The organism is Microbispora sp. H10949, from assembly GCF_014161435.1.
GTDB classification, from domain to species: Bacteria; Actinomycetota; Actinomycetes; order Streptosporangiales; family Streptosporangiaceae; genus Microbispora; species Microbispora triticiradicis.
In genome coordinates this window covers 629,619-649,968 of the sequence record NZ_JABBWZ010000003.1, presented here as the reverse complement: position 1 = coordinate 649,968, position 20,350 = coordinate 629,619, and the positions used below count along the sequence as shown (strand labels likewise).

The window sequence follows — 20,350 nt, the reverse complement described above, 5'->3', positions numbered from 1 at the left end:
GCAAATCGGAGGGGCAGCCACGTGACCGAGCGGAGACAGGTCGTCCGCCCGTTGATCGCCACCACCGTCATCGCCGCCGCCGCCATCGGCGCCGCCTACACGTTCGGCCCCGGGGCCCAGGCCGAGAAGGTCGGCAGCACGGCGAAAGCGAAGGACGGGCGGACCCAGGTGGTGAAGGCGGAGACGCTGACGGCGACGGGCGCCTGCGCGACCAGCGCGAAATATCCCAAGCGCCAGCTCCGCGGTGTCTGGATCGCGACCGTGCACAACGTCGACTGGCCGTCGAAGCCCGGGCTGTCGCCCGACCGGCAGAAGGCCGAGTACCTGAGGATCCTCGACAACGCGGTCAAGCGCCGGCTGAACGCCGTGTTCTTCCAGGTGCGTCCCGCCTCGGACGCGATCTACCGCTCGTCGCTGGAGCCGTGGTCGCAGTGGCTCACCGGCACGGCCGGCCGGGACCCGGGCTGGGATCCGCTGCCGTTCCTCGTGGAGGAGACCCACAGGCGGGGGCTGCAGTTCCACGCGTGGTTCAACCCCTACCGGGCGGCCGACTCGGCCACCGCGAAGCTGCCCGCAGGGCACCCGGCGCGGCTGCACCCCGACTGGGTCGTCAAGCACGAGGGCAAGCTTTACTACAACCCCGGGCTGCCCCAGGTGCGCGACTGGGTGACCAAGGTCGTGACGGACGTCGTGCAGCGCTACGACGTCGACGGCGTCCACTTCGACGACTACTTCTACCCCTACCCGGGCCGGGGCACGAGGTTCGCCGACCAGGCGGCGTACAAGAAGTACGGCAAGGGCCTGAGCCTTGCCGACTGGCGGCGGCGCAACGTCAACGACCTCGTCGCCCAGGTCTCGGGCGCGGTCCACGCGGCGAGGCCGTACGCCGTCTTCGGGATCAGCCCCTTCGGCATCTGGCGCAACAAGGCCGAGGACCCGGCGGGGTCGGCCACCAAGGGCATGTCGGCCTACGACTCCATCTACGCGGACGCGAAGGCGTGGATCAAGAAGGGCTCGGTCGACTACGTGATGCCCCAGCTCTACTGGCCCCGGGGCTTCGCCGCCGCCGACTACACCGTCCTCGCCAAGTGGTGGGCCGACGCGGTGAAGGGCACCGACGTGGATCTCTACATCGGGCAGGCGCTCTACCGGGTCGGCGCGACCGACACCCCGGCCTGGACCAAGGCCGGCGAGCTGCCCGCGCACCTCACGCTGAACCGCAAGCACCCGGAGATCTCCGGCGACGTCTACTTCAGCGCCGCCCAGCTCGTGCGGAACCCCCTAGGCGTGCTCGACCGGATCGTGAAGGAGCACTACACGCGGCCCGCGCTGCCGCCGGTGCTCAGGACGGGGTCCACCGCCGCGCCGGCCGCCCCGCGCGGGGTGAAGGCCGCCTCGGGGGCGCTGACCTGGCAGGCCCAGCCCGGCGCGCAGGCGTACGCCGTGTACCGGGTGACCGGCAAGGACGCCTCCTGCGCCACGGCCGACGCGCGCAACCTGCTCGCCGTCGTGCCGGCCTCCGCCGCACCGCAGTACGCCGCAGCGGGCTCGGGCGCCTACTACGTCACGACGCTCGACCACCTCGGCAACGAGAGCGCCGCCACCCTGGCGACATGACCCGTACGCCCGGCTCCGGCGGCCCGATCCCGTCCGCCTGATCCGGGCCGCCCCGGACGGACCGAGTCGCTGCGCGGACGTCCACGGGTCCGGTAGCGTGGTCGCGGGTTTTTCCAAGATCATGTACGGGCCTGGGGGTCGCCGGTGAGTGGCACGTGGGTGAGGCGCGCGCTCGTCGCCGTCGTGTTCGGTGTGTCGGTCGTGACTCTCGCGCCCACCACGGCCGCGTACGCCGGACTCGCGGCCGGACCGGAGCAGAGGCCCGGCCAGGGCGAGAAGGCGGCCGGCGAGCGGATGGTCCTGGTCGGGATCCCGGGGCTGATGTGGAGCGACGTCACCCCGGCGGACACCCCCGCCCTGTGGCGGCTCGCCGGTGAGTCCGCCATCGGCTCCCTGTCCGCCCGGACCGTCCGCAAGGACGGCACCTGCCCCTACGACGGATGGCTCACGGTCTCGGCCGGGGTGCGGTCGGCGGTGGGCGGACGCTGCGGCATGGCGCCCACGCCCGAGGCGAGCGGCGCGGGCGCGGTGGTCCCCGAGTTCTCCTGGCTGTGGGAGGTGCGCGAGCAGCGCGACGCCGGAAGCCTCGGACAGGCCCTGCACACCGCCGGGCGGACCACGATGGCCGTGGGACCGGGCGCGGCGCTCGCGCTGGCCGACCGCGCCGGGCGCGTGGACGTCTACGCCGCCGACGCCGGGCAGGTCTCCGACTGGACCCGGGCGGACGTCGTCGCGGTGGAGATCCCCGATCTCATCGCGCCCTACATCTCGGCCGACCGGCTGAGCGAGGTTCCGGAGGCGGTGTCCTCGCAGGCGCGCCGGGCGGCGGCGCGGGCGGCCGACGCGAAGCTCGGCTCGCTCCTGCCCCGCCTGGGACAGGCGACGGTTCTGGTGGCGGGCGTCGGCGACCACGGGCCGGTGCCGCACCTGCGGGTGGCGATGCTGCGCGGCCCGGGCGCCGGCCCGGACGGCGCGGGCGCGGGCGGGCCGGGACGCACGCTCGGCGCCAGGTCCACCCACCGCGACGACATGATCATCCTGCCGGACCTCACCGCCACGATCCTCGCCCGGGCCGGAGTGGCCGCTCCCCCGAACGTCGTCGGCGTCCCGGTCGAGACGCACGGGACCGGCGGCGGCAGTCTCGCGGAGGACGTCGCGGCCCTGCGGACCGCCGACGTGGCCGGGCAGACGATCAGGAACACCACCGGCGTCTTCTTCACCACCCTCGCCGTGCTCCAGGTGCTGTTCTACCTGACCGCGTTCCTGTTGCTGCGCCGCCGCGACCGGCTGCCGGCCGTACGGTCCGCGGCCGTGGCGCTGGCGGCGATCCCCGCCTCGACCTATCTGGTCAACCTCCTCCCGTGGGCCCGTACGGCGCAGCCGGTGCTCACGCTCTTCGCCTCGATCGCGGCCATCGCGGCGGCGCTGACCCTGGTGGCCCTCACCGGGCCGTGGCGGCGCGCCGTGCTCGGGCCGCTGACCGTGATCGCGGCGGTGACCGCGGCCGTACTGCTCGGCGACCTGCTGACCGGCACGCCCCTGCAGCTCAACAGCCTGATGGGCTACACGGGCGTGGTCGGCGCCCGCTACTACGGCCTGGGGAACATCCCCTTCGCGTTGCTGGCCACGGCCGTGCTGCTCGTGACCACGGCCGTCGCGGACCGGCTCGTGCGGTCGGGCCGCAAGTCCGTCGCGGTGGCCCTGATCGCCGTGCTCGGGGCCTTCGCGATGCTGCTCGACGGCTGGCCCGGCGTGGGCAGCGACTTCGGCGGCGTGATCGCCTTCGTCCCCGGCATCGCGGTCACCGCGATGATCGTCGCGGGCAGGCGGGTGTCGGTGGTCAAGCTGGGCGCGTTCTGCGCGGCGGGCGGCGTGCTGGTGATGACGATCGCCTACCTCGACTACCTGCGTCCCCCGGCCAGCCAGACGCATCTCGGGCGGTTCGCCGGGCAGGTCGCCGACGGCACGTTCCTGCCGGTGATCTCCCGCAAGCTCGGGGCGATGCTCGCCACGCTGCTCAGCCCCAACCTGATGCCGGTGGTGATCGCCGCCTTCGCGTTCCTCGTCTTCGCGCTGCTGCGCCCCGGCACGGCCAGCGCCGGGGTGCTGCCGGTCGCGTTCGAGCGGGCGCCCACGCTCAAGGCGGGCCTGCTCGGCGCGCTCGTGAGCGGGGTGGTCGGCATGCTCGTCAACGACTCCGGTGCCGCCGTGCTGTCCATGGCCCTGGCCCTCGCCGTGCCGCTGGTGCTCAGCGCGGGGATCCGCGCCCTGCAGTACGGCGAGCCTGCCCCGGCGGCCACCACGCCGATCCCCCCGGCGGGCCTGGCGGGCTGAGCCCCGGTGGCCGGGGCGCGGTCAGGAGTCGGCGGGCCAGGCGCCGGCGAGCAGGTCGCGGGTGTCGCGCAGCAGCTGCGGCAGGACCCTGGTGTGCCCGACCACCGGCATGAAGTTGGTGTCGCCGCCCCACCGGGGCACGACGTGCTGGTGGAGGTGGGCGGCGATGCCCGCGCCCGCCACGCCGCCGAGGTTCATGCCGACGTTGAAGCCCTGCGCCCCGCTCGCCTTGCGCAGCGCCTGCGTGGCGCGCTTGGTGAACTCGGCGAGCTCGGCGGTCTCGGGCCCGTCGAGGTCGGCGTAGTCGGACACGTGCCGGTACGGGCAGACCATCAGGTGCCCGGAGTTGTACGGGTAGAGGTTGAGCACGGCGAACACGGCCGATCCCCGGGCCACGATCAGCCCGTCCTCGTCGGAGAGCTTGGGGATCTCGCAGAACGGGCACCCGTCGTCCGCGCCGGAGCCCGTGGGCTTGTTCTCGCCCTTGATGTAGGCCATCCGGTGCGGAGTCCACAGGCGCTGGAAGTTGTCCGGAACCCCGGCGCCGGCCTGCTCGATCGGCTCTGAATCCACGGTCGTCGCTTCCCTCCGGTCCGTCCCCTGCGCCCCAGGCCACCGCCGCTGCCGCCCGTACGACGACCGGCGGCGCCGTGCACCGTCAGCAGTGTGCACCGGCAGCTCTGTGCATCCTCAGCGCTGTGCAGCAGCATATGACCCAGCGGATCTCCCCCGGCCCGCCGGGTTCACCGTACCGGAGCGCCGTCGGGCGCAGCGGGCGTCCCCACGGAGGGGACGCCCGGGTTCGCCGTACGACGTTCCGTCCAGGCCTCGACGGAGCCGGGGCGGGACGGGCCGGACCCGCAGGCGTCAGACCTGGACGCGGCGGCGGACCGCCTCGACGATCTCCTCGATCGCCTGGTCGACCGGCACGCCGTTCTTCTGCTCGCCGCTCCGGTAGCGGAAGGAGACCGCGCCGGCCGCGATGTCGTCGTCGCCCGCGAGGAGCATGTACGGCACCTTGGCCTTCTGCGCGTTGCGGATCTTCTTCTGCATGCGGTCGTCGCTCTCGTCGACCTCGATCCGGATGCCCTGCTCGCGCAGCCTCTTGGCGACGTCCTGGAGGTACGGCGCGTGGGCGTCGGCGATCGGGATGCCGACGACCTGCACCGGCGCGAGCCACGCGGGGAAGGCGCCCGCGTAGTGCTCGACCAGCACGCCGAAGAACCGCTCGATCGACCCGAACAGCGCCCGGTGGATCATGACCGGCCGCTTCCGGGTGCCGTCGGCGGCCTGGTACTCCAGGCCGAAGAGCTCGGGCAGGTTGAAGTCGAGCTGGATGGTCGACATCTGCCACGACCGGCCGATGGCGTCCCGGGCCTGCACGGAGATCTTCGGGCCGTAGAAGGCGGCGCCGGCCGGGTCGAGGACCAGCTCCAGCTTCTCGGACTCGGCCACCTCCCGCAGTGTCTCGGTGGCCTGCTCCCACGTCTCGTCGTCGCCGACGGACTTCTCCGGGTTCTTGGTGGACAGCTCCAGGTAGAAGTCCTCCAGGCCGTAGTCGCGCAGCAGGTCGAGCACGAACCGCAGCAGCGACTTCAGCTCGTCGCGCATCTGCTCCTGGGTGCAGTAGATGTGCGCGTCGTCCTGGGTCAGGCCGCGTACGCGGGTCAGGCCGTGCACCACGCCCGACTTCTCGTACCGGTAGACCGTGCCGAACTCGAACAGCCGCAGCGGCAGCTCACGGTAGGACCGCCCGCGCGCCCGGAAGATCAGGTTGTGCATCGGGCAGTTCATCGGCTTGAGGTAGTAACGCGCCCCCTCCAGCTCCATGGGAGGGAACATGCCGTCGGCGTACCAGTCGAGGTGCCCGGAGATCTTGTACAGGTTGTCCTTGGTGATGTGCGGGGTGTTGACGAAGGAGTATCCCGCCTCCTCGTGCCGGCGGCGCGAGTAATCCTCCATCACCCGGCGGATCACCCCGCCCTTGGGGTGGAAGACCGGCAGCCCCGAGCCCAGCTCGTCGGGGAACGAGAACAGGTCGAGCTCGGCGCCGAGCTTGCGGTGGTCGCGCTTCTCGGCCTCCTCCAGCAGGCGCAGGTACTCGTCCTGCTTCTCGCGGGTCTCCCAGGCGGTGCCGTAGATGCGCTGGAGCTGCGGGTTCTTCTCGCTGCCCCGCCAGTAGGCGCCGCCGGACCGCATGAGCTTGAACGCCGGGATGACCCGGGTGCTGGGCAGGTGCGGCCCGCGGCACAGGTCCTTCCAGCACAGCTCGCCCGACTTGGGGTCGAGGTTGTCGTAGATGGTCAGCTGCCCGCCGCCCACCTCGACGTCCGCGCCGTCGGCCGACTCGGCGGCGCCGCCCTTGAGCCCGATCAGCTCCAGCTTGTACGGCTCGCCGGCCAGCTCCTCGCGGGCCTCGTCGTCGCCGACCGGACGCCGGCGGAAGGTCTGCCCCTGCTTGACGATCTCGCGCATGCGCTTCTCGACGCGCTTGAGGTCGTCGGGGGTGAACGGCTCGCGGACGTCGAAGTCGTAGTAGAAACCGTTCTCCACCGGCGGGCCGATGCCCAGCTTCGCCTCGGGGAAGATCTCCTGCACGGCCTGGGCCATGACGTGCGCGGCCGAGTGACGCAGGATCGCCCGCCCGTCGGGGCTGTCGATCGCGACCGGCTCGACGAGGTCGCCCTCGGCCACCTCGGCGGCGAGGTCGCGGAGCTCTCCGTTGATCCGGGCGGCGATCACCGACCGCCCGTCGGCACCGAGCGCCTCGCCGGCCGTCGTGCCCGCCGCCACCACGCGCTCGGCTCCGGCGAGGGTGATGCGTATCTCAAGGGCGGCGGACACGGTAGCTCCTTAGGACAGTGTCGATGTAGCGCGCACGCGGAGAGGCGGCGGCTCCGATGCCTCCGATGCTACCGGTGCCGTCATCCCGATTTCTCGTGTCGGCTCCGGGCGCCGGGGCGGGCGGGCCGCTCCCGGTACCGAGGGTGCGGCGGGTCGCTCCCGGCGCAGGGGCGGCCGGTGGGCGGCGGCGGGTTCCGTACGCGGCAACGGGCCGGGACCTGCTCGCCATGCGCCTGTCACCGTGCCGCCAGTTCCCGGCCGGACCCGGCGGTGATTACGTGGAGTCGCCGGACTACAGCGATAAGCGACTTCGGTGCGGCTGGAGGATCATGCGCTCCCCACTTCGACGCGCCCCGGGAGTCGGCCTCGACCACGACGGCCGCGGCACCCCATGACACTCCCCGAGGGCAGGAAGGCGCCGGAACGTGTCGGCCGGCCGCCCAGGGCACCGGGTGGCCGGCCACTGCTCGGACACATGAAACCCCTGCTCACCGACCCGCTGGGCCTGCTGGCAGCGCTGCCACGCCACGGCGAGGTCGTGGAGCTGCGATTCGGCCGGACGCCGACCTATGTGGCGTGCTCGCCGGAGGCGGCCCAGCGCGTGCTGAGGAACTCCGACCACGCCTTCGACAAAGGCGGGGTGTTCTACGAGAACATGCGGTCGATCGTCGGTGACGGCATGGCCACCTGCCCCCTGGCCCGGCACAAACGACTCCGCCGGCTCGCACAGCCCGCCTTCCACACCGGCCGGATGACCGGCTACGCCCATACCATCCACGCCCAGGTTCACGCCGTCACCGCGACCTGGCGCCACGGACAGATCCTGGACGTACTGCCGGAGATGCGGTCGCTGGCCACCCGCTCCAACCTCGCGACCATGTTCTGCCGCCGCGATCTCGGCCCCGAAGTCGCCGGGCTGCGGCAGGCCGTCACCGACTTCGTCGACCACCAGACCATCCTGCGGATGATCGCCCCCGGCCTCAACCGCCTGCCCACCGGCCGCAATCGCCGCTATCGCGAGAGCGAGGCCAGGCTGCTGCGCTTCCTGGACGAGGAGATCGCCGCCTACCGCCGGGACGGCGCGGACCACGGCGACCTGATGTCCATGTTCACCACCGCCCTCGACAGCGACCGGCTCAGCGACAAGGAGGTGCGCGACACGGCCATGACCGTGCTCCTCGGCGGGATCACCGCGACCGCCGTCGGCCACGCCTGGGCCCTGCACCAGCTCTCCCAGGACTCCGCGCTGGACGCCGAAGTGGCCCACGAAGCGCAGGCCGTCGCCCGGCTCGACCAGGGGCACACCGCCGCCGACGTGATGGCCCGGCTACCCCTCACCCGAGGCGTCGTCGCCGAGGTCCTGCGAATGCGCTCTCCCAGCTGGATCTTCCCGCGGGTTGCCGTCACCGACACCACCATCGGCTCCCGGCGCATCCCGGCCGGCGCGCAGGTGCTGCTGAGCCCGTACGTGCTGCACCACCGGCCCGACCTGTTCCCCTCCCCGGAGGCCTTCGATCCGTACAGGTGGGACGGACGTGACCCGCATCAGGTCAAGGGCTGGCTGCCCTTCGGGGCAGGAGAGTCGAAATGCATCGGCTACGAACTCGCCTTCATGGACCTGACGTTGTCCCTCGCCGGCATCATCCGGTCCTGGCACCTGCGACCCTGCCCCGGCTCCGTACGCCCACGGCCACGACTGCACCTGGAGCCGCACGGCCTCACCCTGCGACTGACCGAACGGACACCGCGCTGACCTGCCGGCCGGCCAGTATGTCCAGCAGGGAGGGCGTGCGCTCGTCGACGCCGTACGCCACGAGCGTGTGCAGCCGGGGCGCCCCGTCCCCGAGCAGCCGCGCCACCTGCCACGCGGGGCACCCGCAACTCCACCCGCGTGCCGCGCGGGGCGGCCAGCCACATGGTCACATCGGGAGGCGTCACGATGGGGATTGTCGCCGATCGCAGAGACGGCCTTTTAACGAGTTGCCGTGCTTTGGTGCTGACGGGCAGGGTGTCGACGACCGCCTCGTCCCCGACGCCGCACGAGCGCCCTGACCCTGGAGCAGAAGTTGCGACACTCCGATCGTTCGTCGGTTCGGGAACTCTCGGTCGCGGATGCGAAGGCCGGTCCCTACGGCATCACGACCGGGCCCGACGCCGCGTTGTGGCTCACCCTGGTCCACAGCGGTGAGATCGCCCGCCTGGCCGTCGACGGTGAGCTCAGCCGGTATCCCGCGGGTTCCGCCGAGTGCAGGCCGAGCGTCATCACCGCGGGCCCGGACGGGGCACTGTGGTTCACCCGGTCCGCGGACGACCACATCGGCCGGGTCACCGTCGACGGAACCCTCACGGCGTTCGCATTGCCCGATCCCGGCGCCGGCCCCTTCGGCATCTGCGCGGGCCCGGACGGCGCCCTGTGGTTCACCGAGATGAACACCGACCGGATCGGCCGCATCACCACGGACGGACAGATCACCCACTTCTCCCTCCCCGCACAGGGAGCGTTCCCCTCCATGATCACCTCCGGCCCCGGCGACGCGCTGTGGTTCACCCTCAACCAGGCCAACGCCATCGGCCGGCTCGACCTGGACGGCACCGTGACGCTCCACAGGCTGCCCACCGACGGCGCCGCACCGGTGGGCATCACGCGCGGGGCCGACGACGCGGTGTGGTTCGTGGAGATCGCCGCGGGACAGATCGGCAGGCTCGGTGCGGACGGCGCGATCCAGGAGTTCCCGCTGCCCGATCGGAGCGCCAGGCCCCACGCCATCACCACGGCGCCCTCCGGAGAGTGCTGGTTCACCGAATGGGGCGCCAACCGCGTCGGATGCGTCACCCCCGCCGGGGTGATCACCGAGTACGACCTGCCCACCCCCTCGTCGGAACCCCACGGCATCACCCTGGGCCCGGACGGTGCTGTGTGGACCGCCCTGGAAACAGGAGCGGTCGCCCGGCTGGCGCCGTGATCCCGCACCCCCTCCGTACTGCCTGGACGTGCCCGTCCTGAAGCCCGACGGGCTCGGCCTCGTGCGGCCGGTTGAGGCCTGACGCCTGCTCCCTTCGGTGTAGTGCGTACGGCGAACGGTGCAGGGTCAAGTGACGATCGACGGACGACGCGTTCCCGCTGCGGCCCGGCCTAGCGTTTTTCGTCGAGACGGCCGGCGGATCCTCGTCTATCACCGCACCGGCCATTGGTCTCCCGCCGGTTGGATCTGGCCGGCTGCGGTCGCCTACTTCACCGCCGCCACCACGCCACACGTGCGCTGGGTGCCCGCCATCGGCCTGGCCCAGCTGGTCTACTCCGCCGTCGACTTCCGCCTGGTCCTGGCCCGCGACCCGGCCCGCTACCTGATCCACGTCGCGGGGGAAGGACTGCTCCTGGCGGTTCTCGTCGCCGCGGGTCTTACGTACGCCGCCGCGACCCGCCGAACTCCGCGGGGCGGTCGACCCACATCACCCGGGCCATCGCCAAGCTGAACGTGCGCGACAGGGTCCAGCTGGTCATCCTGGCCTACGAGAGCGGCCTGATCCGGCCCGGCACGTGACATCGGGATCAGTCCGATCCGGGATCACGGAGGCTGTGGAGGTCGCTCTCGTCAGCCTTCGGTGGCGGAGGGTGGTTCCTTCATCCAGGTCGGGACGTCCTGGCCGGTGACCACGCGGAACTCGTCGGCCACAGCGGCGGCGTCTCCCGCATAGGCGCGACGCAGCAGGTCGGCGACCGCGTCGACGATGTCTCGGGCGATGTACTCGGGCAGTTCCCGCGACGCCAGCCACGCCCTGGTCAGCGGGGCGACGGCGGCACCGAACCGGGAGTTTTCAATCAGCACACTCCCGTGGGCCGCAAGGCCTTTCGCGTAGCTGGGCATATAGGCGTCCCGGTTGGCCTCGGCCAGCTCCCCGAAGAGGCCGACGGCCTCCTCACTGACCGACACCGCCTCGGCCCGCCGCCCGACCCCCGTCAGCAGGATGGCGTGGTTGATCAACGAGCCGGCCAGGTCGGGCAGGTAGGCGTCCCGGTTCAGCTCGGCCAGCTCCCCGAAGAGGCGGACGGCCTCCTCGCTGAGGGGCACCGCCTCGGCCCGCCGCCCGACCTGGGCCAGTCGGATCGCATAGTTGGTCGACGAGCCGGCCAGGTCGGGCAGGTAGGCGTCCCGGTTCAGCTCGGCCAGCTCCCGCCGTAGGCGGACGGCCTCCTCACTGAACGCCACCGCCTCGGCCCGCCGCCCGGCCTCCGCCAACCGGTTCGCATGGTTGTGCACTGAGCCGGCCAGGTCGGGCAGGTAGGCGTCCCGGTTCAGCTCGGCCAGCTCCCGCCGTAGGCGGACGGCCTCCTCACTGACCACCGCCGCCTCAGCCCGCCGCCCGACCTCAGCCAACCGGTTCGCGTGGTTGGCCAACGACATCGCCAGGTCGGGCAGGTGAGCGTCCCGGTTCAGCTCGGCCAGCTCCCGCCGTAGGCGGATGGCCTCCTCACTGACCGGCACGGCCTCGGCCCGCCGCCCGACCTGGGCCAGCCGGATCGCATGGTTGTGCAATGAGCCGGCCAGGTCGGGCAGGTAGGCGTCCCGGTTCAGCTCGGCCAGCTTGCCGTGGAGGCGGACGGCCTCCTCACTGAGGGGCACCGCCTCGGCCCGCCGCCCGACGTCCGCCAACCGGTTCGCGTGGTTGGTCAACGACATCGCCAGGTCGGGCAGGTGAGCGTCCCGGTTGACCTCGGCCAGCGCCCGCCGTAGGCGAACGGCGTCCTCACTCACCGCCACCGCCTCGGCCCGCCGCCCGACCTCCGCCAACCGGTTCGCGTGGTTGGTCAACGACATCGCCAGGTGGGGCAGGTGAGCGTCCCGGTTGACCTCCGCCAGCTCGCAGTTGAGGCGGACGGCCTCCTCACTGACCGGCACCGCCTCGGCCCGCCGCCCGACCTCCGCCAGCAAGACGGCGTAGTTGTTCAACGAGTCGGCCAGGTCGCGCAGGTAGGCGGCCGGGTTCAGCTCGGCGAGCCTGCGCCAGAGCCCGACGGCCTGGTGGCCTTCGGCCAGCGCGCGTGTGTGCAGCCCCGCATAGGACAGGCGGACAGCCAGGGCTTCGTGGAGGCGGGCACGGGCGGCCGGGTCGGTGACGTCGGCCAGACCATCTTCGGCCAGACGGGAAACCACCGCGGCAGCCCCGATGTCGAGATCGATATGCCGCTGGACGGGCAGCCTCGCCGCGATGGCCGCCAGCAGCCGGGCATCGATGTCGTCCAGGTCGGCCAGCCTGGTCAAAGCGGCGCCACCGGCGTGCACAGCCAGGTCAGGGGCGGCGGCCAGCAGCGGATACAACTGCTGCCGCGCCAGGTGGGGCCATCGGTGAGCGGCCTCGATCAGCGTGGTCACCGCATGCCGCGCCCACGTCGGCATGCTCCCGCCCTCAGCCGGCCCGTCACCGGCGCCGTCGGGCGGGGCCAGCAGCCGGGCGGGCGCCGCCTCCGCCCACGGATCGGCGGGAAAGTCGCAGGAATGGCCGGGGGTGGACAAGGCGATGAAGTCCTCGCCCAGCCGGTCGGGGTACAACGGCTCCAGCACCGTGATGCTCGGGTGAGGAGCCGATACCGCTTCCGGTGAGGCCGGCCCCGGGCCGGGAGCTGTTGCGGGTGGGTAGCACACCGCGTGGTCCTTGAGGAGTTGTCCGGTCGCCTGTGTGGACTCGATGCCGGCGCGTGCCAGGGCGGCTTTGCCGTCGTCGTAGCCGAGCGGGCCGGTCAGCGTCGCGGTGTAGACGATCTGCCCCATCGCCTCTGGCAAGGTGGCCAGGGGTCTCTCCCGGCGGGGGGAGGCCATCGCCTCCCAGTGATCCCGCTCACGCGCCAGCAGGAACTGCGACACCAGCACCGGATCGGCAGGCGGTTGCTGGCCACGCTCGGCCGCCAGCACCGCGGCCAACGCGGCCATGTGCACGGTCAGCACCAGCCGATAGGCCTCATGCCGCTCCAGCGCGGACGGCACCGCCACCGAGGCGGCTCCGGGCACCTGCAGCAGTTCGGCGAACCGGTCACGGGCCGCGGCGAACAACCCCGCACGGGTGACCCCGGTCTCCTGCTCCAGCGGCTCCAGCTCCCGCCGAGTCGGCGTCAGGCCGAGATCGCGGTGCATCCGCCCCCTCAGGCTGTCCCACCAGGTGCCGGCCGGGCGGGCCAGCAGCAGCACCCGCACCGGCAGCCGCCCGGGCAGATGCGCGTCACGCAACAGGGTGAGCAGGTCGGCGGTGTCCCATCGCTCGGCGTAATCCACCACCACCAGCACCCCGGCCGCCTCCTCGAAGGTGGGAACCTCGAACTCCGCCGCGGTGGAGCGGTCACGCCGGTGATGAGCCGCCAGCACCACCCACCCCCGCTGCCGCCACAGGCCCGCCACGTGTCCGGCCAGCCGGGTCTTGCCCTGCCCGCCCGGCCCATGGATCAGATGCACCGCCACGTTCCGCCCGGTGGCCGTATCCCGCCAGCTCGTCAGCTCTTCCAGCAGATCGTGGCGGCCGGTGAAGGCGACGAGCGCGTGCGAGGCCCGCAGCAGCTCACTGGGCTGCGCCCGCGCCTCTCCCGTCGTCGGAGGCGACGCCGGTGCGGGCCACAGCGCCCATCGGTACGGCTCCTCGCCCCCGTACACGATCAGGTCCCCGGCCGCCTGGTGGATCCGGGCCAGTCCCGCGGCCTGCGCCTGCTGGATCACCTTGCGTGATCCGCGCGACGGCCTCACCGCTCGTCGATGTCGCGGCCGGCCTGATCCACCCGGCCGTCCTCGACGGCCTCGGCCCGCTGCCACACCGATCGTGCTTCACCATCGGCAACGCCACCCGCAGCGGCGTCATCGTCGCCTTCCCCGAGCCGCCGCGCCGGACCGGCGGTGATGTCACGGCCGGCCTGCGAGACGCGACCACGGCCGGTGGCCCTGGCCCGCTGCCGCACACCACCGCCACCGCCGCTTCCCCGCTCGGCGACCAGCCCGTACACCGCCACCCCCAGCCCGGCCAGGCCGACGAACAACCCGGCCACGCTGGCCAGCTTGTCCGCCTTGTCCAGCCCCACCTGGGACAGGTAGACGCCCAGCCCGACCAGGGCCGCCACCGCGACCCCAGCCCCGCCCCATACCGGCACCGCTCCGCGCATACCGGCATCATCGACCACCCATGAGAATCACGTCAGGTGATTGCCCGACATACAGACCGGCGTCCCGGTTCAGGAGGCGGGCCAGGTCCAGTCGCGGATCTCGGCGGGGTCCTCGCCGTACTCGCGGGTGTGGGCGCGGGCGCGCAGCCGGGCGTCGGCCATGCGCTGGCGCAGGTGGGCGGCCGTGCTGCCCAGGCCGGGCACCCGGTCGATCACGTCCATCACCAGGTGGTAGCGGTCGATGTCGTTGAGCATCGCCATGTCGAACGGCGTGGTGGTGGTGCCCTCCTCCTTGTATCCGCGCACGTGCAGGTTCTCGTGTCCCGTACGCCGGTAGGTCAGCCGGTGGATCAGCCACGGGTAGCCGTGGAAGTTGAAGATGATCGGCCGGTCGGTGGTGAACAGCGCGTCGAACTCCACGTCGCGCAGCCCGTGCGGGTGCTCGGAGGCCGGCTGCAGCCGCATGAGGTCGACCACGTTGACCACCCGCACCTTCAGTTCGGGCAGGTGCTCGCGCAGCATCGCCGCGGCGGCGAGGGTCTCCAGGGTCGGCACGTCACCGGCGCAGGCCAGCACCACGTCGGGATGGGCGCCCTCGTCGGTGGAGGCCCACTCCAGGATGCCCAGCCCGCGGGCACAGTGGACGGCCGCCTCGTCCATGCTCATCAGGTCGAGCACGGGCTGCTTGCCGGCGACGACGACGTTGACGTAGTCGCGGGAGCGCAGGCAGTGGTCGGCGGTCGACAGCAGCGTGTTGGCGTCCGGCGGCAGGTACACCCGCACCACCTCGGCCTTCTTGTTGACCACCACGTCGAGGAACCCGGGGTCCTGGTGACTGAAGCCGTTGTGGTCCTGCCGCCACACGTGCGAGGACAGCAGGTAGTTCAGCGAGGCCACCGGCCTGCGCCAGGGGATCTTGCGGGACGACTCCAGCCACTTGGCGTGCTGGTTGAACATCGCGTCGACGATGTGGATGAACGCCTCGTAGCAGTTGAACAGACCGTGGCGGCCGGTCAGCAGGTAACCCTCCAGCCAGCCCTGGCACTGATGCTCGCTGAGCACCTCCATCACGCGGCCGGCCGGGCCGAGGTTCTCGTCCGTCGGCAGCAGGGCCGCCTCCCACTCCTTGCCGGTCGTCTCGAACACCGCCGACAGCCGGTTGGACGCGGTCTCGTCCGGGCCGAGGAGCCGGAAGTTCTCCGGGTTGGCGGCGATCACGTCCCGCAGGAACCCGCCCAGCACGCGGGTCGGCTCGCTGGAGGCGGTGGCCGGGCTCTTGACCTCCACGGCGTAGTCGCGGAAGTCGGGCAGCACGAGGGGGCGCAGCAGCTCACCGCCGTTGGCGTGCGGGTTCGCGCTCATCCGCAGCGGCCCGTCCGGCACCGTGGCCGTGACGGCCTCGACCGGCCGGCCGTCGGCGTCGAACAGCTCCCCGGGCCGGTAGGAGAGCATCCACTCCCGCAGCGCCTCCAGGCGGTCGGGGCGGTCGCGCACATCGGTCAGCGGCACCTGGTGGGCGCGCCAGGTGCCCTCCACCGGCAGCCCGTCCACCTCCCGGGGGCCGGTCCAGCCCTTGGGCGTACGCAGCACGATCATCGGCAGCGGGCCGCCGTCGGCCATCTCGTCGAACACCGTGTCCAGGGTCCGCGCCATCAGCTCGTGCATCTCGGCCGGCTCGTCACCGGAGACGACGTGGGGGCGGTAACCGTACCCCTCGAACAGCTTGAGCAGCTCGGGCTCGGGGATGCGGGCCAGCACGGTGGGGTTGGCGATCTTGTAGCCGTTGAGGTGCAGGATCGGCAGCACCACCCCGTCACCGGCCCGGTTGAGGAACTTGTTGGAGTGCCAGGCGGTGGCCAGCGGGCCGGTCTCAGCCTCGCCGTCCCCGACGACGCACGCCACCACCAGGCGGGGGTTGTCGAAGGCCGCGCCGTACGCGTGGGACAGGGCGTAGCCGAGTTCGCCGCCCTCGTGGATGGAGCCGGGAGTCTCGGGAGCCACGTGGCTGGGGATGCCGCCGGGGAAGGAGAACTGGCGGAACAGCCGGCGCATGCCGGTCGCGTCGCGGGTGACGTGGGGATAGCGCTCGGTGTAGGTGCCCTCCAGCCAGGCGTGGGCCACCGCGGCCGGGCCGCCGTGCCCGGGACCGGCGATGTAGATCATCTCCTGGTCGCGTTCCCGGATGACCCGGTTCAGGTGGGCGAAGCAGAAGTTGAGCCCGGGGGTGGTGCCCCAGTGACCCAGCAGCCGCGGCTTGACGTGCTCGGCGATCAGCGGCTCGGTCAGCAGCGGGTTGTCCATCAGGTAGATCTGCCCGACGGACAGGTAGTTCGCGGCCCGCCAATAGGCGTCGATGCGCTCCATTTCGTCCATGCCCTGAGACTTTCCTGACGGGAACGATCGAACCAGGGTCTTTGGCCCACAAAGATTGTGCCGACCGACCGGTAGTCTTGGCGCATGTCCGGCACGCGATGGCTCGACGATGAGGAGCAGCGCACCTGGCGCGCCTACATCAGGACGAGCCAGCTCCTCCAGGACGCCCTAGAACGGCAGTTGCAGCGTGACTCGGGCATCCCGCACACCTATTACATGATCCTCGTGGTGCTCTCCGAGTCGCCGGGCCGGACCATGACGATGAGCGAGTTGTCCTCCATTCTCCGATACTCCGTCAGCCGCCTCTCCCACGCCGTCTCGCGGCTGGAGGAGAAGGGCTGGGTGCGGCGGGTCAAGCGGCCCGAGGACCGGCGCACGACCGTCGCCGAGCTCACCGACGAGGGCTTCGCGGCGCTCGTGCAGGCCGCGCCGGGCCACGTGGAGGAGGTCCGCCGCGTGCTGTTCGACCCCCTCACCCCGGCCCAGGTGCGGAGGTTCCGGGAGGTCCTCACCACGATCCTCACGGCTTTTGAATCCCAGGAACCGCCGGGCGAGGACGAGCGGCCCCGCCAGCTCGACCCCGCGGCTCCCTGACGGCCTCCTGAAATCCAGTCCGCCGGCGTCTTGCGGCCGCGCGGGTCTGACCGCTTTCGCGGTGGGTCACGGCGGAAGGCGGATCGGGACCGGTCAGGCCCGGGGGTTGCGGCGGGCGATGGAGGCGTTGAGCGCCGTGGCGAAGAGCGTCCACCCCGTGTACGGCAGCAGCAGGAGCCCCGCCGCCCGGTCCTGGCGGAGGAAGCGGCGGGTGAGCAGGACGTTCGACGCGTTGAGCGCGACCAGTTCGGCGAGCGCGAGACGCGGGTTGCGGGCCTTGAAGAACAGCGGCGGCCAGGCCGCGTTCAGCGCCAGGTTCGCAGCGAGCGCCCGGCGCAGGGCCGGCCGGGAGCGCTCGTCCCCCACGGAGAGCGCGCGGGCGGACGCGTAGGCGATCGTCGCGTACAGCGGCGTCCACACCAGTCCGTACGCCTGCCGCGGCGGCTGCCAGGAGGGCTTGCGCAGCCGGTGGTACCAGGAGGAACGGGGGTCGGTGCCGAGTCCGCCGGCCACGGCGGCGGCGGTCACGGCGAGGGCGGTGCCGGTCAGCGTCTTCTTCGAGGTGCGTCCCATAAGGAGCCTTTCTTCCCTTTCAGCCGGCCGTATGCACCGGTCCCCGCATGCCCTCGTCAGGCGGGGACGTGGTTGCGCAGGCGCAACGCGTCCGGGTACGGCGACAGGTAGGTCTGCTCCTGGACCTGGCCGGCTCCGGCGCCCTTCGCGTGGTGGCGCAGCAGGGCCAGCGGCACGGCGAGGGCGACCCGGTGCGCCCGGTACGCCTCGATGACCTCGGTGAGGTCGGCCCGGCGGACCGGGTCGAGGTCCCCGCTGATCCTGCCGAGGAAGTGGTGCAGCACGTTGACGTGGCGCCCGATCGTGGCCCTGACCAGGAGGGCGGTGCGGAAGGCCCAGCCGTACTCGCGGGCCAGCGTCTCCCGGGGCAGGTCGCCCGCGGCGGCCACGAGCCGCCCGATCACGCGGTACGCCGCGGGCGAGTGGGCGAGGATCTGCATCTTGTGCCGGGCGTGGAAGCCGACCAGGTCACGGGGCCGCCAGTCGCTGGACAGCAGCGCCCGCAGCCGGGCCGCGGCGAAGATCCGTTCGACGAACGCCTCCCGCAGCACGGCGTCGTGCAGCCGGCCCTCGTCCTCGACGACCAGAGACGGGTGGGCGCCGGTGATCGCGGAGGCGAAGAGGCCGGGACCGCGGCGCCCGGGGGCGCCCGGGGCGGACCCGCCGTACACGGGGACGCCGTGGAGCCCGCAGCTCGGGCTCTTCGACTTGAAAATGTAGCCGTCGACGGCGCCGATCTCCGCCGCCCGTTCGGCGGCGAGGCCGGCCATCTCGGCGGTCAGGTCCCGGCGCGTCCGCCGGGTCATCAGCCGGGGCCCGTCCGTGCCGCGCTCCAGCCGGAGCGTCTCGCGGGGCGTGCCGAGGCCGATCTCCATCTCGGGGCAGATCGGCACCCAGTCCACGTACTCGTCCAGCTCGCCGGCGAGGAACCGGTCGCGGCTGTGGCCGCCGTTGAACCGCACGGGAGCGCCCAGCAAGCAGCTCGACACCGCCACCCTCGGCCTGACCTGCGCCGCCGTGCTCGCCAGTGTGTTCTCCACCGCGGCCTCCGTCGTGCTCTCCGTCGTGTTCACGCCGCCTCCAGCAGTGCGGACAGCCGGTGCAGACCCCGGGCCGTGCGAGCCTTGACGGTGCCGAGCGGGACCCGCAGGTGCTCGGCGATCTCGCGCTGGGTCAGATCGCCGTAGTACGCCAGCTCGATCGCCTGGCGCTGCACCTGCGGCAGCGCGGCCAGCGCCCGGAGCACCCGGTCGCGGTCGGCGAGTTCGTCGCCGTCCTGCCGCCCGTCGTGTCCCGCCGGGTCGGGGACCGCCTCCAGCGGCACCGTCGTCGGCGTGCGCGCCCGCAGGTGGTCGACGGCGCGGTTGTGGGCGATCCCGAACAGCCAGGCCGGCAGGCTCCGGCCCGGGTCGAAGCGGTGCCGGAACCGCCAGACCTCCGTGAAGACGACCTGGAGGACGTCTTCCACATCCTGCGGCGGCACAAGTTTGCGCAGGTAGGAGCGCACGGCCGGGGAGTGCTCTCGGTAGCACTCCCCCAGGGCGCCCGTGTCACCCGCGGCGAGGCGGAACTCCAGCGTCGTCTCCATGGTCCCCCCATGCCCCAAGAACTTATTCAAAACCTATTCATAGCCCTCCGCGCGTCATCATGGCAACAAAATCAGCCGAACCCCAGGTCAAGAGTGCGCCAAAGAGGGCGAATCACCGCAGAGTGGTCATTACCGCCGAGATGGCGTCACGAAACGTAGTCACCCGAACGACTTCCGTAGGCATGTCCTCGCCCCACCCCGGGCCACCGGCGATGACCCGGCACGCGGGGCGGAGCCCCGGCAGGCCGCCGAGCGGGGCCGGCTCGCCGGTCGCGGGGGTCTGCGACCAGACGAACACCGCCGCCGGGCCGACCCGGCGCATGGCGTCCGCCAGCGCGGAGTACGGCGTGCGGGCCCCCAGCACCCGGGTTTCCACCGCGAGCCCGGCGAGCGCGGCGGCGAGCGCCTGGATCGCCAGGGTGTGCTGCTCCTCCTCGGCGGCGGCCAGCAGGACCGGCCGGGGGTGGACGGGCGCGGGCGCGTGCGCGGAGAACCGCACCAGGGCGGCCTGGAGCCGGTTGGAGAACAGGTGCTCGATGTCGATCCCGGCTCCGGTCTCCCACTGCCTGCGGCTGATCGCCGCGAACACCGGCAGCACGAGCCGCTCCCACGTCCACAGCACGCCGTGCGCGGCCAGCGCCGCGTCCAGTGCCACGCTCACGGCCGGGGCGTCCATCGCCGCCACGGCGCGGGCCAGCATGGCCGCGGACAGCAGGCCGGGTTCCGCGGCCGGCGATTCGGGCGCGGCCTCACGCGCGGCCTCGGGAGGCGCGGCGGGGCCCGCGAGGCGGCCCGCGTCGCGGCGCGCCGGGCGCCCCGATGCCATGCCCGCTGGGGGCGCCGCCTGCTCACCGGCTCCCGCGTCCCCGGTGCTCCGCTCCCCGCCTGCGGGCGGGCGCTGCCGCAGCGCCAGCCTGGCGGCGTCGGCCGGCGGCATCCCCGACCGGACCAGCCGGTTCATCTCCTGGAGGCGGCGCAGGTCCGCCTCGTCGTAGCGACGGTGGCCACCGGGGCTGCGCCTGCTCGGGCCGATGCCGTATCTGAGGTTCCAGGTGCGCAGCGTGGACGCGGGCACGCCGAGCCGCCGGGCCACGGCTCCGATGCCGTACCCCGGCTCCTCCTCGGAGACTGCGTCGCCGCCCGTCTCCGGCTGCCCCTCACGCCGCACCCGCTCACCCCGTGTCCGTCCGCTGCTTCCGAGTGCTTCCAGCCGCTGCTTCCGGCCCGCGCTTCCGCTCACGGCCGCCGTTTCCCGCGGCCCGTCGTGGCTCGGGCCCCTGCCGTCCCGC

Annotated in this window: 15 protein-coding genes; 6 read left to right on the top strand and 9 right to left on the bottom strand. The window is 72.4% G+C overall.

The features are described from left to right. Nucleotides 1-21: 21 nt before the first annotated feature. Nucleotides 22-1,617 carry a glycoside hydrolase family 10 protein gene (locus HHX40_RS10305; RefSeq protein WP_182880328.1) on the top strand — a complete coding sequence of 532 codons (1,596 nt, stop codon included), beginning with the start codon at nucleotides 22-24 and terminating at the stop codon, nucleotides 1,615-1,617. A gap of 144 nt (nucleotides 1,618-1,761) precedes the next feature. Next, nucleotides 1,762-3,951, top strand: coding sequence for a hypothetical protein (locus tag HHX40_RS10300; RefSeq protein WP_182880327.1), 2,190 nt, complete (start codon nucleotides 1,762-1,764; stop codon nucleotides 3,949-3,951). Nucleotides 3,952-3,972: 21 nt separating this feature from the next. Here HHX40_RS10300 and HHX40_RS10295 read toward each other — a convergent pair whose 3' ends face one another. After that, nucleotides 3,973-4,524, bottom strand: a complete 552-nt coding sequence (locus HHX40_RS10295) for an HIT family protein (RefSeq protein WP_111700325.1) — start codon at nucleotides 4,522-4,524, stop codon at nucleotides 3,973-3,975. Nucleotides 4,525-4,818: 294 nt separating this feature from the next. Then, the gene (gene thrS / locus HHX40_RS10290; protein ID WP_182880326.1) at nucleotides 4,819-6,795 is read right to left on the bottom strand and encodes a threonine--tRNA ligase; all 1,977 of its coding nucleotides are present in this window, start codon (nucleotides 6,793-6,795) and stop codon (nucleotides 4,819-4,821) included. 391 nt (nucleotides 6,796-7,186) lie between these two features. Between thrS and HHX40_RS10285 the strand changes: the two genes are divergently transcribed. From HHX40_RS10285 to HHX40_RS10275, 3 genes are all read left to right on the top strand, one after another. Then, on the top strand, nucleotides 7,187-8,548 hold the full coding sequence (locus HHX40_RS10285) for a cytochrome P450 (protein WP_396787729.1): 1,362 nt from the start codon (nucleotides 7,187-7,189) through the stop codon (nucleotides 8,546-8,548). 313 nt (nucleotides 8,549-8,861) lie between these two features. Beyond that, complete coding sequence (locus tag HHX40_RS10280; protein WP_182880324.1) at nucleotides 8,862-9,758, top strand: virginiamycin B lyase; 897 nt, start codon at nucleotides 8,862-8,864, stop codon at nucleotides 9,756-9,758. A gap of 292 nt (nucleotides 9,759-10,050) precedes the next feature. Next, a complete protein-coding gene (locus HHX40_RS10275) occupies nucleotides 10,051-10,269 on the top strand; it encodes a hypothetical protein (protein WP_182880323.1) in 219 nt (72 codons plus the stop codon). 119 nt (nucleotides 10,270-10,388) lie between these two features. Here the strand turns inward: HHX40_RS10275 and HHX40_RS37610 are convergent, their stop codons facing one another. The 3 genes from HHX40_RS37610 to HHX40_RS10260 form a co-directional block, all read right to left on the bottom strand. After that, nucleotides 10,389-13,496: a tetratricopeptide repeat protein gene (locus HHX40_RS37610; RefSeq protein ID WP_182880322.1), complete on the bottom strand. Its 3,108-nt coding sequence runs from the start codon at nucleotides 13,494-13,496 to the stop codon at nucleotides 10,389-10,391. Between the two features lie 23 nt (nucleotides 13,497-13,519). Continuing rightward, entirely contained in the window at nucleotides 13,520-13,933 is a 414-nt protein-coding gene (locus tag HHX40_RS10265) for a hypothetical protein (protein ID WP_182880321.1), read from the bottom strand. Between the two features lie 69 nt (nucleotides 13,934-14,002). After that, nucleotides 14,003-16,306 (bottom strand): phosphoketolase, encoded by a 2,304-nt coding sequence (locus HHX40_RS10260; protein ID WP_182880320.1) that lies wholly within the window; start codon nucleotides 16,304-16,306, stop codon nucleotides 14,003-14,005. Between the two features lie 84 nt (nucleotides 16,307-16,390). Between HHX40_RS10260 and HHX40_RS10255 the strand changes: the two genes are divergently transcribed. Then, nucleotides 16,391-16,900, top strand: coding sequence for a MarR family winged helix-turn-helix transcriptional regulator (locus HHX40_RS10255; protein ID WP_111700313.1), 510 nt, complete (start codon nucleotides 16,391-16,393; stop codon nucleotides 16,898-16,900). A 93-nt stretch (nucleotides 16,901-16,993) separates the two neighbouring features. Here the strand turns inward: HHX40_RS10255 and HHX40_RS10250 are convergent, their stop codons facing one another. From HHX40_RS10250 to HHX40_RS10235, 4 genes are all read right to left on the bottom strand, one after another. Continuing rightward, nucleotides 16,994-17,473 carry a TspO/MBR family protein gene (locus HHX40_RS10250; protein WP_138460203.1) on the bottom strand — a complete coding sequence of 160 codons (480 nt, stop codon included), beginning with the start codon at nucleotides 17,471-17,473 and terminating at the stop codon, nucleotides 16,994-16,996. Between the two features lie 56 nt (nucleotides 17,474-17,529). Further along, on the bottom strand, nucleotides 17,530-18,546 hold the full coding sequence (locus HHX40_RS10245; RefSeq protein WP_310738020.1) for a DUF523 and DUF1722 domain-containing protein: 1,017 nt from the start codon (nucleotides 18,544-18,546) through the stop codon (nucleotides 17,530-17,532). Further along, nucleotides 18,543-19,061, bottom strand: coding sequence for an RNA polymerase sigma factor (locus tag HHX40_RS10240; RefSeq protein ID WP_182876873.1), 519 nt, complete (start codon nucleotides 19,059-19,061; stop codon nucleotides 18,543-18,545). The genes HHX40_RS10245 and HHX40_RS10240 overlap by 4 nt, the downstream gene beginning before the upstream one ends. 112 nt (nucleotides 19,062-19,173) lie before the next feature. Continuing rightward, a complete protein-coding gene (locus HHX40_RS10235) occupies nucleotides 19,174-20,229 on the bottom strand; it encodes a MerR family transcriptional regulator (RefSeq protein WP_182880319.1) in 1,056 nt (351 codons plus the stop codon). Nucleotides 20,230-20,350 lie beyond the last annotated feature (121 nt).